9 protein-coding genes are annotated in these 16,198 nt (G+C 35.7%); all 9 read left to right on the top strand.

Annotated elements, in window-relative coordinates:
* The first annotated feature begins 2 nt into the window (after positions 1–2).
* The gene (locus OL225_RS05545) at positions 3–1,421 is read left to right on the top strand and encodes a RagB/SusD family nutrient uptake outer membrane protein (RefSeq protein ID WP_264517565.1); all 1,419 of its coding nucleotides are present in this window, start codon (positions 3–5) and stop codon (positions 1,419–1,421) included.
* A 69-nt stretch (positions 1,422–1,490) separates the two neighbouring features.
* Positions 1,491–2,882, top strand: a complete 1,392-nt coding sequence (locus OL225_RS05550) for a glucoamylase family protein (protein WP_264517566.1) — start codon at positions 1,491–1,493, stop codon at positions 2,880–2,882.
* Positions 2,883–2,960: 78 nt separating this feature from the next.
* Complete coding sequence (locus OL225_RS05555) at positions 2,961–3,668, top strand: prolyl oligopeptidase family serine peptidase (RefSeq protein ID WP_264517567.1); 708 nt, start codon at positions 2,961–2,963, stop codon at positions 3,666–3,668.
* An 80-nt stretch (positions 3,669–3,748) separates the two neighbouring features.
* Positions 3,749–6,076, top strand: coding sequence for a beta-glucosidase BglX (gene bglX, locus OL225_RS05560; RefSeq protein ID WP_264517568.1), 2,328 nt, complete (start codon positions 3,749–3,751; stop codon positions 6,074–6,076).
* Between the two features lie 93 nt (positions 6,077–6,169).
* Positions 6,170–6,568 (top strand): hypothetical protein, encoded by a 399-nt coding sequence (locus OL225_RS05565; protein ID WP_264517569.1) that lies wholly within the window; start codon positions 6,170–6,172, stop codon positions 6,566–6,568.
* A gap of 118 nt (positions 6,569–6,686) precedes the next feature.
* A complete protein-coding gene (locus tag OL225_RS05570; RefSeq protein ID WP_264517570.1) occupies positions 6,687–7,097 on the top strand; it encodes a hypothetical protein in 411 nt (136 codons plus the stop codon).
* Positions 7,098–7,416: 319 nt separating this feature from the next.
* Entirely contained in the window at positions 7,417–9,024 is a 1,608-nt protein-coding gene (locus OL225_RS05575; protein ID WP_264517571.1) for a T9SS type A sorting domain-containing protein, read from the top strand.
* 16 nt (positions 9,025–9,040) lie between these two features.
* The gene (locus OL225_RS05580; RefSeq protein WP_264517572.1) at positions 9,041–12,502 is read left to right on the top strand and encodes a hypothetical protein; all 3,462 of its coding nucleotides are present in this window, start codon (positions 9,041–9,043) and stop codon (positions 12,500–12,502) included.
* A gap of 8 nt (positions 12,503–12,510) precedes the next feature.
* Positions 12,511–16,185 carry a DUF6443 domain-containing protein gene (locus OL225_RS05585; RefSeq protein ID WP_264517573.1) on the top strand — a complete coding sequence of 1,225 codons (3,675 nt, stop codon included), beginning with the start codon at positions 12,511–12,513 and terminating at the stop codon, positions 16,183–16,185.
* The last annotated feature ends 13 nt before the right edge of the window (positions 16,186–16,198 follow it).

Consider the following 16,198-nt stretch of genomic DNA (forward strand, 5'->3'; position numbering starts at 1 on the left):
ACATGAAAAAAATATTTTTATCCATCGCTTTATTTTCACTTGTGATAAGTTGTAAAGACGATTATCTGGATATAAAACAGGAAGGAGTAACAGAAGCGGATTCCTTTTTCAAAACTCAGGATGATGCAATGCAGGCAACGAATGCTATCTATGTGTTTTTAAGAAGTTGGGAAAATTCGGCATTCCCATATCAATTTATATTTGGAGTGCCTGCAGATGATGTTGTGAAAGGCTCTAACCCTGGAGATGCATCATTTATCAATGCTTATGATCAATTTACTTATACAGTAAGTGATGACGGAGTAAGAGGATACTGGATTGGACAATGGCAGGCGGTAAACAGATGTAACCAGGTGATTACAAATGTTCCGAAAATTGAAATGGATGCTACTCTAAAAACAAGATTGGTTGCAGAGGCAAAAATGCTGAGAGCCTATTTCTATTTTAACTTATTAAGAATCTATGGAGGGGTTCCAATCTTTGACGGAATTCCTTCTACTTATAAGATCCCAAGAAATTCTGCAGAAGAAGTTTATAACTTTATTATTTCAGATCTTACAAGTGCTGCAAATGTTCTTCCTCAAACTTATGCTGCGGGAGATCTTGGAAGAGTAACCAAAGGAGCTGCCTTAGGATTGCTTTCAAAAGTATATCTGTATAAAAAAGATTGGCAGAAAGCATATGATACCTCTAATCAGGTGATGTCTATGGGATATGATTTAGATCCTGACTTCAACCATGTATTCAGAATTGGAGGTGAATTTGGAAAAGAATCTGTATTTGAAGTAAACTGTGAATGTTCTACTCAATTCGGAGGAAGCCAATATGCAGAAGTACAGGGAGTGAGAAACCAGTTCGGATGGGGATTCTTTACACCTTCTCAGGCATTGGAAAATGCATTTGAACCGGGAGATATCAGAAAAGAACTTACTATTCTTAGAAATGGGGAAACTACTCCGGAAGGTGACCTTATTGCAATGGGAGACCCAAACTCTGTAACAACATTTAACCAAAAAGTATATGTTCCAAAAGCTCTGAACAATAGCGCTTGTGCCTATGGTTCAAGACAGAATATCAGAATATTAAGATTTGCTGAGATTCTTTTAATTAATGCAGAAGCTGCTAACGAATTAGGGAATACTTCCACAGCAACAACTAACCTTAATAAGGTAAGGACAAGAGCTCAATTAGCGGGAACTACAGCTGCAACGCAATCTGCACTTAGAACAGCAATCTGGCACGAACGTAGAGTAGAGCTTGCTTTGGAAGGTGATCGTTTCGTAGATCTTGTAAGAACAGGACAAGCGGCTACAGTGCTTGCTCCTTATGGATTCAAAGCTGGGAAGAACGAATTATTCCCGATTCCATTGGATGCGATGAATGAAAGTACAGGACTATTTACCCAGAATCCTGGATACTAAATAAACCATAAACTTTAGAGGAGAATGAAAGTTCTCCTCTTCTTTTAGAACCCTATAATAAGAGATCTCATGAAAAGGAACATATTATCAATTGCTATCACCTCTTTATTCTTTGTATATTCCTGTAAAAATGCTCCTGTGGCCAAACAGGAAGCGGGAAAAATTGAAACTGTAAAAAATAATATTACTGATGAACAGTTGATGGACAGAGTACAGAAAGATGCTCTAAAGTATTTCTGGGATTATGCAGAACCTCATTCAATGCTAGGAAGAGAGCGTTACCATGAAGATAATATCTACCCGGATAATGATAAACACGTTATCACTACAGGAGGTTCAGGTTTTGGACTGGCGACCATTCTGGTGGGAACAGAAAGAGGATTTGTTCCGAGAAAAGAAGCCGTAAAAAGGCTTACTCATATTATGGATTTCCTGGCTAAGGCAGACCGTCACAAAGGGGCCTGGTCGCACTGGATCAATGGGGAAACCGGAAAGACGGTTCCTTTTGGTAAAAAAGATAATGGCGGGGATCTTGTAGAAACCGCATTCCTTACTTCAGGAATACTGATGGTCCGTGAGTACTTTAAAAACGGAAATGCAGAAGAAAAAGCACTGGCAGCAAAATGTGACGAGCTATGGAAAGGAATTCAGTGGAACTGGTATACAAAAGGAGGCGAAAAAGTTCTTTACTGGCATTGGTCACCGGAATACCAATGGGAAATGAATTTTCCTCTGGAAGGATATAATGAATGCCTTATTACTTATATTCTGGCAGCGTCTTCACCTACCTATTCCATTGATGCTGAAACGTACTACAAAGGCTGGACGAGAAACGGAACCTACCTTACAGACAAGACAAAATACGGATTGCCTTTGTACGTAAAACATAATTATGCAGAAGAATATGGCGGACCGCTTTTCTGGGCACAATATTCATACATCGGACTGGATCCTACAGATTTATCTGATAAGCTCGTGAAAAACTATTTTGATATCAATAAAAATCAAACGCTTATAGACTACAAATATTGTGTTGAAAATCCAAAACAATGGAAAGGTTACGGACCCAACTATTGGGGATTAACAGCCGGCTATACCAGAAACGAGGATGGAAGCACAGGATATACTGCCCATATGCCAAGTAATGACAACGGTGTGATAACACCTACTGCTGCTTTGAGCAGTTTTCCTTACACTCCGAAAGAATCAATGGCTTTCCTGAGATTTATTTATACCCAAACTCCTGAATTTATAGGATCTGCAGGTCCTTATGATGCTACTTCTATCAATTACAACAATTGGTTTACACCAAGGTATCTGGCAATAGATCAGGGAACAATAGCACCAATGATTGAAAACTACAGGTCTGGATTCCTTTGGAAACTGTTTATGAATGCTCCGGAAATTCAACAGGGATTGAAGAAATTAAGCTTCCAGTCAGCCAAATATGGAATAAAATAATTCAATAGAAACGTACTTTAGTCCGTTTAAATAAAAAAGATAAAATCCATTGGCTTTAGCCAAAACCTAAATAACAATATGAACCTAAAATTAAAGCATATTCTACTTTTACTTCTTCCGTTTTCACTACAAATGAATGCGCAGGAAATAAAAGCAGAACTTAATAAAGAAATTAAAAGACCGGAAAAGATATCTTACATTCTGGATTACCCGCAGAATGCAAAAGGAAATGTACCATTAATAGTCTTTCTTCACGGTTCAGGAGAGCGTGGAACTAACCTTGATTTAGTCAAAGCACACAGCCCGTTTACCTATAAGAACCTGATCAAAGAACCAGTAGCTATTCTGGCACCTCAATGTCCGGAAGGAACATGGTGGGATACCGTTACGGTATACAATCTGATTAAAGAAATTCAGAAAAAATATAAAATTGATGCATCCCGCATTTATCTTACCGGACTTTCTATGGGAGGATGGGGAACTTTGAAGCTTGCCATGGAGCATCCTGAAATGTTTGCAGCAGTAGCCTCGGTTTGTGCTCCTACAGATCAGGTAATGACGGCCAATATTCACCAATTTAAGGATTTGAATATGAAAATATTTCATGGCGGCATGGATGATATTGTATTGCCTGCCAATGCTTTTAATTTTTATCAAAAACTACATCCGGTAAATCCATCTGCAGAATTGGTTATCTTCCCGAATGATAATCACAACTCATGGGATTCGGCCTATTCAAACCCGCAGTTTTATGAATGGATGCTGTCCAAAAAGAAAGGAAAATAACCTGTCACACAATGATCGAAAGATAAACTCATCGAATTAAAAATAAAAATATAAAAACAATAATTTAAGAAGATAGATTTATGAAAAAGTTAATTGTAATTGCCACTTTAGCATTGGCTCCTGTGTTCTCCGCACAGGAAATGGTAACGAAGCCCGTTCAGTCTTATCAGACGGCTCAATATCAGGCTAAAAAGAAAGCATTTGTGGATAATCTTTTATCTAAAATGACATTGGATGAAAAGATCGGTCAGCTGAATTTACCAAGTTCCGGCGATTTTACTACAGGTCTGGCTAAAAGCTCAGATATTGGTAAAAAAGTTGAACAGGGTTTAGTAGGTGGACTATTCAATATAAAAGGAACAGAAAAAATCAGAGCTGTTCAGAAAGTAGCTGTAGAAAACAGCCGTCTGAAAATTCCTTTGATCTTCGGAATGGACGTTATTCATGGTTACGAAACAACATTCCCAATTCCATTAGGTTTAGCAGCCTCATGGGATATGAATCTGGTTCAGCAGTCGGCGAGAGTAGCAGCAAAAGAAGCTTCTTCTGATGGTATCAACTGGACGTTCTCTCCAATGGTAGACATTTCCCGCGAGCCAAGATGGGGCAGAGTTTCCGAAGGTTCCGGTGAAGATCCTTATCTGGGAAGTGAAATTGCAAAAAATATGGTGTATGGCTATCAGGGAAAAGATTTATCAATTGGAAATACCATTTTGGCTTGTGTAAAGCATTTTGCATTGTACGGAGCAGGTGAATCAGGAAGAGATTACAATACGGTTGATATGAGCCATGTGAGAATGTTTAACGAATATTTCCCACCTTACAAAGCGGCTGTTGATGCAGGAGTAGCTTCCGTGATGGCTTCTTTCAATGAAGTGGACGGAGTTCCTGCAACCGGAAACAGATGGCTTCAGACTGAAGTTTTAAGAAATCAATGGAAATTTAAAGGCTTTGTGGTAACTGATTACACGGGAATCAATGAAATGGTAGACCATGGTATGGGAGATCTTCAGCAGGTTTCTGCGCTTGCTCTGAAAGCAGGGGTTGATATGGATATGGTAGGAGAAGGTTTTTTAACCACATTAAAAAAATCTTTATCTGAAGGGAAAATAACACAAGCTGAAATTGATATGGCGACAAGAAGGATTCTTGAAGCAAAATATGACCTAGGTTTATTTGATAATCCGTACAAACACGGAGATGCAAAACTGGCAGCAAAAGAAGTTTTCAGTATGGAAAACAGAAATATTGCAAGAAGTGCTGCAGCTCAGTCTATGGTTTTAATGAAAAATGAAAATCAGGTACTTCCTTTGAAAAAGTCAGGAACTGTTGCAGTAATAGGGCCATTGGTGAACAATTCATTAAACATGGCCGGAACATGGAGTGTTGCTGCAAAACATGATAAAGCAGTAAACCTGATGCAGGGGCTTCAGGCCAACTATGGTAAAGAAGTAAAATTCCTTTCCGCTAAAGGTGCCAATATTGATTATGATGCTAAGTTAGAAGACATCTATGCTGCCCACGGTAAGAAAACAGACAGAGACAACCGTTCAAAAGAAGAATTATTAAAAGAAGCTGTAGATGTAGCAAACAAAGCGGATGTTATTGTTCTTGCAATCGGAGAATCTGCGGAAATGAGTGGTGAATCATCTTCAAGAACGGAGATTACAATTCCTCAATCTCAGGTTGATCTTTTAAACGAATTAAAGAAAACCGGAAAACCAATTGCTATGGTTCTTTTTACGGGACGTCCATTAGCTTTAACCAATGTAAAAGATACACCGGATGCTATTCTTAATGCTTGGTTTGCAGGATCTGAAGCAGGAAATGCAATTTCAGACGTTCTTTTCGGAAAAGTAAATCCATCAGGAAAACTTCCGATGACTTTCCCAAGAAGTCTTGGACAGGTTCCAATCTATTATAATGCTAAAAATACAGGTCGCCCTTTAAGCCAGGAACTGACTGATAAATGTGAGTATCAAAGATTCCGTTCCAACTATATGGATGAATGTAATACACCGTTGTATCCGTTTGGATTTGGTTTAAGCTATACAAAATTCGGATATTCTGATGTTGCAGTGTCTAATGCCAATCCAAAAGGAGATCAGACCGTTCAGGCATCTGTTACTGTAACCAACAATGGTAATTATGACGGAGCAGAAGTGGTTCAGTTGTATATCAGAGATATGGTAGGCAGCATTACAAGACCGGTAAAAGAACTGAAAGGTTTCCAGAAAGTATTTTTGAAAAAAGGAGAATCCAAAAAAGTTACTTTTGATATTACTCCTGAAACGCTTAAATTTTACAACGGAGATTTGAAATACGACTGGGAATCAGGTGAGTTTGATATTATGATCGGAACCAGCTCTGCTGAGGTGAAACACTCAAAAATCAATTGGACTAAATAATAAAGAAAAAAGTTTTCACAGAAATGTGTATTATGTCTTTTTTGGCATGATTTTTAATAATACCTCGGTAATTACTATTATATGCAAATCGACATGAAAAAAACAATTTTATTAAGTACAATGTTTCTGGGTTCTTTGGCATTCGCACAAACAACTCAAATAAAAGGTGGTGACAGGGATGCACACGGTTGTATTGGTTCGGCAGGGTATACTTACTCTCAAATCAAGAAAGACTGTGTAAGAACTTTTGAACAGAAAATTAAGCTGACTGAGGTAGCTCCAAAAGAAAGTTATACTTCAATAGCTGCCGTGATTTTCAGTAAAGACATGAAAAGAGCTGAGGTTTTCATTAAAGATGCTGATACAGGAAGTATTATTCTTACCAGAGCAGGCGGTAAAGCCAAAGCATGGAAAAAAGACGGATATGTATTGGTTCCTTATAAAAAAAGCGGATATCAGCTTAAAAAGGATAATATTGTAATCTATCAATAAGATCAGATTTCAAAGTAAAAAACCACTCGGAAGAGTGGTTTTTTTTGTACCTTCGAGGAATGAACTAATACCCTGTTTCGGGATTTAGTTCTACAGCCAGAAAACAAAAATTTTACATATGAAAAAAACAATTTTATTCAGCGCAATGTTCCTTGGATCCTTACTATTTGCACAAAAACAAGCTCCTGTTTTAGGAGGTGACAGAGATGTTCACGGTTGTATTGGTTCTGCAGGATACACCTATTCACAATTAAAAAATAATTGTATACAGACTTTCAATCAGAAAATAAAACTGAAAGAAGTAAACTCAGATAAAAGTTATACCTCAATGACGGCAATAATTTTCTCGAAAGACATGAAAAAAGCTGAAGTTTTTATTCCGGATGGAGCTGCGAAAAGCATTATTCTGAATAAAGAGGGAAAAGGAAAGATCTGGAAAAGCGGAACTTATATTAAAGACAGCTATGTTTTAACTCCATATAAAAAAAGCTACCAAATCAAGAAGAATGATGAAATAATCTATCAGTAAAATAAAATTCAAAAAAATAAAAAGCCACCCGGAAGGGTGGCTTTTTCGTTGTTATAAATTGGAATGTTTGAAATAGGATCGATCTATTTCCGGAACTTAATTTTTCGGATAAATATATATTTTAATACGTCACGTTTTGTCGCCTTGTGTAGATAATTTTACATCAGAATAAAACCAATTAAATACCTTTATGATAATAATTTAATAATAAATAGTAAGATATATGTTAAATCGCATCTTTGTGATTTTCACATCTTAAAAAGTGTTAAATTTGCGAAGTTTTAATAAACTAATTACTAACTCAGAAAACAACATTGGAATGAAAAAAATCTATATCGGTGCATTTACCTTATGCACTGTCCTGGGATTAGCTCAGGAAGTGGTGTGGCAGAAAGACATCAAATCCTCTACCCAGGATTTTCTTAGCCAGATTACCACAACCATTGATCAGCAATATTTGATTACAGGAAGTTCTATACAGTCAGGAAGCGGGAAGATGGAGGCTGGAAGTAAGCAGAATAATGGGTATGATTTTCATCTTATCAAACTCAACCAGCAGGGTGAAGAAGCCTGGGAAAAATACTTTTCCGGACAAAACCATGATTATTTATCAGCAACCGTTACCACACAAGATGGTGGATTTCTATTAGCCGGAACCTCTTATTCAGGAAAAGGATTGGATAAAAAAGAGGATTCCAAAGGAGGATCAGATATCTGGCTGATCAGAATCAATGAATTCGGAGATGAATTGTGGCAAAAGACTTTAGGAAGCTCTTCAGATGAAGAAGCCAGAGCTGTAATCCAAACTACAGACTTAGGATTCTTTGTTGCAGGCAATGTTCAAAATTCTTCAAAAGTTTATGGCTCTAAAGACGTCTTAATTACCAGAATCGATAAAAACGGAAAAGAACTTTCCCAATTAATCTTAGGCGGAAAAGGCTTAGACGAAGTGGAGAAAATGATTCCAACGAGAGATGGAGGAGCTTTATTGGGAATTTATTCCAGGAGTTTAGCTGTACAAAGTAAAATGTATAATGTACAAAGTCCTCAAAATACATCCGACACCCGACAACTGACAACTGTACAAAAACAAAGCGAAAACTTCGGTGAAGGAGACTACTGGATCGTCAAGTTAGACAAAAACGGAAAAGTAGAATGGGAAAAAAACTTTGGAGGCAAAGGTGATGATCATATCAGAACGCTAGCATTAACTTCAAATGGCTTTGTTATCGGTGGAGAATCCAGATCAGAAAGATCAGGCAATAAAACGGTAGGTCTGGAAGAAGGAACAGATCTTTGGCTGATTTCTTTAAATGAAAGAGGAGAAGAGCAGTGGCAGAAATCCTACAATTTCAAGAACCGTGATATCCTGATGGGAATGAGCGTTCTTCATTCTGCGGATGACAAATCTTCCAAAGGTATTCTATTAGGAGGCTATACTCAGGCTGAAGGAAGAATACAGACAGATGATGAAACTTTTTGGATGCTGTATTTGGATCAGAATGGCAATGAACAGTGGAGAAAACATGTGAAAGGAGAATCCAGACAAAAAGAAGAGAGACTTTCAGATTTAAAGCTGAACAGAGACGGTTCTATTGTTCTGGCAGGAACCAGCGCAGAAGAACTGGGTAAAGAAAACTGGAAAATTGTGAAACTGGGAGATAAACAGGTTGATCAGTTGATTGAAAAATATGATATCAAAATCTATCCGAATCCTGTTTCAGATTATGCTTACGTAGAAATCGGCTTTGAATTTAAAGATGCTGATATTCTGTTGTATGATATGAGCGGAAGACAGCTTCAAAGTATAAAAACCAAGAACAGAGTGACTAAGATCAATACACAGGCTTTGGTTCAGGGAGCTTATCTGGTGACTATAAGAACTGATAACAATAAAAGAATAAGTGCTAAATTAATAAAAATATAATAATACAAATAGGAAAATGAAAAAAGTATATTTATCACTATCATTATTATTGTCGTTCAGCGTTTTTGCGCAACAAAACAATAAAACACCTTATACTCCTAATGTTCATGCTCCTGAAGTTTCAAATTTAGGAAAATATTTAGATTATCCTGTAGACATATCAACAGGAGTTCCAAAAATTGAAGTACCATTATATGAAGTCATTAGTGGTAAGCTTAAATTACCCATAAGTTTGTCATATCATGCAAGTGGTATTAAGGTAAATCAAGAGGAATCTAATGTAGGATTGGGGTGGAATTTAAATGCAGGGGGTTCAATTATCAGAAATATTAAAGATGTTCCTGATGATTATAGTAGTTTTGGGTTTTTATTTACTGGGGGAAGTATCCCTGTTGTTAATGATATAGCTGATTTTCAGGGACCTGTTGGTACTACAGGAAATAATGATCTTTTAAAAAGCTATTATGGATTTTTAAATTATTCTCCACTTCATAGAGATACACAGACAGATTCTTATACTATTAACACAAATGCAGGAATATCAGGTGAATTTTATATTAATAATAATTTACAATTTGTAAGTGCTGAAATTGATCCAATAAATATTAATGCTAATTTACCGCTTAATACAATAGAATTAAAAGATGAAAGTGGAAATATTTATCGTTTCGGGAAGAGTCTTCAAAATGAAAATGCTTATGATAAAATAACAAGTTCTTATACTCCAGATCCATCAGATGATCCAAATGCAAACCCCGGCCTAAATATGCCAAGTAATTATTTACCTTATAATTCTGCATGGCACTTAACTGAGATTATTTCAGCTGATGGATTAGATGTAATACAAATAAAATATAGGAAAAATTCTGATTATGGGATAGCCTCATTAATAGAGAAACGTTCTTATACATATACTCAAGGAATTATGTCTCCACAATCCGAAAGAAAAAATGGGGCTTATCATCAAATAAGTTCAGAATATACGATTGATAAGATAATATCCAAAGATGCTGTTATAAAGTTTGATTATGCTTATGATAGACAGGACAGACCCACAAACCCTGATGCTTCAATTAATATTCCTAGAATTTCTGGTCTAACGATTTATGATAAGAATAATGTTGCTATTAAAAAGATTATTCTTGAAAATAATAGTTATTTTGATCGTTTTTCTTCAAGTCTTTATTATAATCATTATCTTCAACCTTTACCATCTTTTTTCCTTAAAAGTTTAAAACTTAGTGGAGTGAAGTTTTTAGATAAGAATGATAATCTAATAAATAAATATCATTTTGATTATGATTCTACTCAATTACCAACGAAAAATTCAGCATCTATCGACTTTTGGGGATATTATAATGGAAAGAATAACACAACTTTGTTACCAACTCTAGCATCTGATCTTGTATATACTCCAGAATCAATGAATTATGATAGTCGAGAAACAAATTTCAATTATATGAAAGCTGGAATTTTAACCAAGATTACATATCCAACGGGTGGATCTACATCTTATGAATATGAACCAAATTACTTCCTCACATCAAAGCAGGAGCAAGGTTTAGGTATTTATGATAAAAGTTTTACTTATTATGCTCTCAAAAGTAATGCTAATTGTACAGAAGGGCAAGAATTAATTTCACAACCGCAAATAATCAAAGAATTTATAGTAACAGAAGATATTGCAAATGTTGTTATAAACTTCGGAGTATTTTTTTCCGACTTTTATCCACAAAATGTTGGTGGAAATTTCATAGCTCCTAAAGCAATTGTAAAAGTTGATGGTTGGCAGAAAATAATAACACACGGACCAACAGGATCAAACACGCCAAAAACTGAATCCTTTTCCTTCCCTGTTCACAAAGGTTCCGTAATAAGAATAGAACTTTATACAAATAATGCGTTTCCCCCTTCCATGTCTTCACCATGTAATAGTCCGTTTATTTCAGTACAAGGTAATTATAAATATTATGCTTCAGTACCAACACAACAGATTGAACCTAAACAAGCAGGAGGATTAAGAGTAAAGTCAATTTTAAGTTATGATAATAATAATTCATTGGTTTTGCGAAAAGCCTATGAGTATGGTTCGAAGAAATCTGGATCTAATAGTATTGGAATAGGTAAAATTATATCCAATCCGTATGAATTAGAAAATTATTACAAATCTTTAGAACTTGAGGCAATCAATAAATTAACGGGAATTTGTGCGGGATATGAACATAAAGAAAAGGTTTGGTTAAATACGAATCCATTAGTAGAATTAGGATATAATAATGGGGCACCCGTTTATTACGATAAAGTAACAGAGTATGTTGAAGATCAGAATAATATAGGGAATAGTTTAGGGAAAACTGAATATTTTTATTCTTCGCAAGGAGTTGATTTTCTACCATCAGCTAATTATTATAAAACATATAACACTTTTATATATCCAAAATGGAAAAAAGGTAACTTATTAAAAAAAATAGATTATAAAAAGGAAAATATTCAATTTCTGCCAACTTATTCTGAAGAAAATAAGTATATAGATCTTATAGAAAATAGAATTAGGAATTTTAATATTTTTGAAAAAGATTCCGAATATCAGAGTCCCGTATGTGCGCAAGGACAAGTGTCTGGATACTTAGATAATAACCCAAATAGGTTTTTGTATTTTAATGATTATGTTTCTGTTGGAAAAAGAGTACTAGATACAAAAACAATAAAGCAATACTTATACAACAATGGAAATGTAGCAGAACCAACAACAGTAATTAGATATGAATATGCCAATCCATCTCACTATCAGTTAACAAAAGAAATAGTAACCTCTCCTGATGATATAATAAGTGAGACGAGCTATAACTACGCTTACGAAAAGAATAACCAAAAACTAATAGATGCTCATATAATTGGGATTCCATTGGAAACGATCGTAAGAAAAAAACAAAATTTAACAGATACAGGAAAAATTATTTCTAAGAATGAAACAAGATATGATAACCCTGCCAATTTATTCCCAAGTTCTGTACTGTCTTACGATATTCAAAGTAATAATTCGATAACAGAAGCAACTTTTGATAAATATGATACTAAGGGCAATTTAATCCAATATACAACAAAAGATGGAGTTTCCACAGCAATCATCTGGGGGTATAATCTAACTCAGCCTATTGCTAAAATAGAAGGTGCGAAATTAACAGATATTCAACAGTCGTTAATTGATTCCATTGTTAATGCATCCAATACTGATGCTTCTATAGCAGCTAATAATGATGAAACTTCACTTTTATCTGTATTGAATACATTCAGAAATAGTTTGCCAAACTTTCAGATCACAACCTATACTTATGATCCACTAATTGGAGTTAGAAGTATTACTCCGCCATCCGGAATCAGAGAAAGCTATGTTTATGACTCAGCTAACAGGCTTGAAAAAGTGATTGATGTGAATGGCAAAGTGCTTAAGGAGATGAAATACAATTATAAAAACTAAACACAATCATGAAAAAACTTATAATTCCTATAGGAATTCTTATCATGGGAACTGCCCAGGCGCAGCTTACCAATACAGAAAACTATGTGTATTCAAAGACCTATTTATCAGATCCTACACTTGCCAATGTCAAGACCTCCGAAACGGTTCAGTATTTTGACGGCTTGGGAAGACCTAAACAAATCGTCAACGTAAAATCTTCCCCATTGGGAAAAGATGTAGTCACTCCCATTAAATACGATGCGTTCGGAAGACAGGTTCAGGAGTATCTTCCTGTTCCCCAGGCAGGAACTCTTAACGGAGCTATTATTCCTGATCCATTATCAAATGTGAGCAGTACGCCTTATGGTTCAGAGAAAATTTATTCAGAGAAGATTCTTGAAAACTCACCATTAGACCGTATTTTAGGGCAAAAACAAGTTGGAACTGCATGGGATAACAAACCTGTACAATTTGGATATGATGCCAATGCAGATGGCGAGGTTAAAAAATATACAGCCACTTTTAACTATACCACTTTTACAGCAAGTCTTACGTTATCTGGTTCTTATGGAATAGGACAGTTATACAAAAATACGATTACCGATGAAGACGGCAACCTGACCATTGAGTTTAAAAACGGACAGGGCCAGGTTGTATTAGTAAGAAAGGTGATCAGTGCTACAGAAAATGCAGATACCTATTATGTTTACAATGATTATAACCAACTGGCTTATGTGATTCCTCCCAAAGCTTCTGTAGAAGCAGATCCCAATACGGTCCTTAATGATTTATGTTATCAGTATAAATATGACGGGAGAAGCCGTCTGGTAGAAAAGAAACTACCTGGTAAAGGGTGGGAATATATGGTGTATAATAAAGCTGATCAGCTTATCCTGACCCAGGATACAGTTCTTAAAGGAAAAGGACAATGGCTTTTTACCAAATATGATCAGTTTGGAAGAACTGTTTATACCGGAATCACAAATAATGCTGCCAACAGGACATCAATGCAAAACAGTGTTAATGCCAATGCTAATTTATATGAAACCAGGACTGCTACAGCGGGGTTGACCTTAAACGGCATGCCGGTATATTATACTAATCTTTCGACTCCTACCGGTGTTACCCAGGTCTTAAGCGTTAATTATTATGATACCTATCCTGTATATAGTTTTAATCCTGCACTGCCAGCGAATACACCTGATATGACCGTCTTAACGGAAACTCCTACCCCTGACGGTAGAAGTACCAAAGGCTTACCTGTGATGAGTTTTGTAAAAAATATTGAAGATGATAACTGGACAAAGAAGTATACTTATTACGATCAAAAGGGGAGGGTTATTGGAACTCATTCCATCAATCATTTAGGAGGCTATACCAGAACAGAATCTGAGTTGGATTTTACCGGAATACCAAAGAAAACGATTACTCTTCATAAGAGATTAGCGAATGAACCTGGAGTTACCATCACAGAACGTTTTGACTATGATAATCAGAACAGATTACTGGCTCATAAGCATCAGGTAGATGATAAACCGGAACAAATCCTGACACAAAACAGCTATAACGAGATCTCACAGCTTACAAACAAAAAAGTAGGCAATAATCTTCAAAGTATTGATTATAATTATAATATCAGAGGCTGGCTGACCCATATTAATAAAGGTCAGATGACAGTTCCTGATTTAGGAGGAAAGCTATTTTCCTACGAAATCAAATACAATCAGATGAATGGAATAGAGAATCCTGATCCGGCATTATTTTCCGGGAAAAATGTAAAGGCGAAATACAATGGTAATATAGCAGAAGTAGACTGGAGAGCCGTAGAATCTATAGGAGCCAATCCTCCTATACAACCTAAGAGATACGGTTATGCCTATGATGCGTTGAACAGACTGTCAGCAGGGTATTATCAAAATCCTGTGAACCCTTACAGCAAAGAACATACAGAATCCTTAGCGTATGACCTGAATGGGAATATAAAAAGCCTTTACCGTACTGCTGCTTTGGAAGGAAATAATACAACCGCTACAGTCATTGATGAATTGGAATATATTTACGGATCCAATAATCTGACCAATCAGGTATCCATCATTAAAGACCACAAAAATAATCCATCAGGATATGAAGGTGGAGGAGGAACGATTCAGTATGACAGCAATGGAAATATGTGGCAGATGCCGGATAAAAATATAACCAAGATTACATATAATCATCTGAATCTTCCCAATAAGATTGAATATGGAAACCTAGGGCTCTCTGGCCTTCATAATTACCTGTACAGAGCAGACGGAGTTCGTCTTCAGAAAAAGCTTCCCAAAAGTGAGTGTGGAATCATCAATTGTTATACTGTAACTGAGATTACTGATTATCTTGATGGATTTCAATATTATCGCAACGAATCAGACAATAATGGGGGAGGCGGTATCGAAGAACTCAGCATGATCACTGAAAAATTAAAATATGCATACGAACAACAGGCTTACAGTACTGAAAGTGGGATTGCAATAGCACCGGCAGCTCCTTTAGGAATAACTACTATTAAGACTCCTCAACTCATGTTCTTTCCTACAGCAGAAGGTTTTTATGATTACGGGAAAGATCAGTATATTTACCAATATAAAGATCATTTGGGGAATGTCAGGATAAGTTATGCAAGAAACAGCGTAGGTTCTCTTGAAATTACAGACGCTAATGATTATTACCCTTTTGGAATGAACCACTTAAAAACAGGAAATGCTTTCTTCGGATCTGGAAGTTATAAGAATTACAAATATAATGGTAAAGAACTTCAGGAGACGGGGATGTATGATTATGGTGCAAGGTTTTATATGACAGATATCGGACGTTGGGGAGTATTAGATAATTACAGTGAGAATTATTTTCCTACTTCCCCTTATAGTTATGTAGCAAATAATCCAACTAAATTTATTGATATAAACGGGGAGTGGATATATATTAATGATCAAAATGGAACACAATACAGATACCATAATGGCGCGACACAACATCAAGTAGATGGTAAATGGACCAATATTGATGCAAGTACTCAATTATCAGATTATGTTGTTCAGACTATAGCAGGATTAAATCATTTAGACAAAAATACTTCAATAGGAAAAACAATGATTGGATATTTTGATCAGGCACAAGGAAAAGATGGAAAAACGAGAGATATTTATTTTAATTCTACTAATGGTGATTCACAAATAAAATATGGTATCAGCAATATAATTGACTTAAATACATCTTCAACCAAAGGAGTTTGGACTACTTCGGGTAATGACTCTAAATATTCTCCTTTATACACAACAATAGCACATGAAATGGGGCATATTTATGAAAACTATGCTTTAGGAGTAACTTCTCAATCCGATACAAGATTTGGACCTAACAGCACAACAGCGGAAATATATGGTACACACGTAGAAAATATTGTAAGAGCTGAGTCGGGTCTACCATTGCGAACAAATTATGGTAGTATTTGTTTAGGCTCTACTTGTATTCCTAATAATGAAGGAAGGTTAATAGATAATGCGGGAAGTAGTATTTATTACAATTCAAATGGAGGTCAAATATCTCCTACTCCTAGTGTTCAAAGCGTTCTTAATGTTAACAGCACAATATTGCAAAACAGATATAATTATATTGGAGCTGCTGGATATTATAAATTGCAAAAATTCAAAAATCGCCCTAGATAAACAATAAACTTTT

Origin of the sequence: Chryseobacterium viscerum (assembly GCF_025949665.1) — a bacterium.
In the GTDB taxonomy this organism is placed as follows: Bacteria; Bacteroidota; Bacteroidia; order Flavobacteriales; family Weeksellaceae; genus Chryseobacterium; species Chryseobacterium viscerum_A.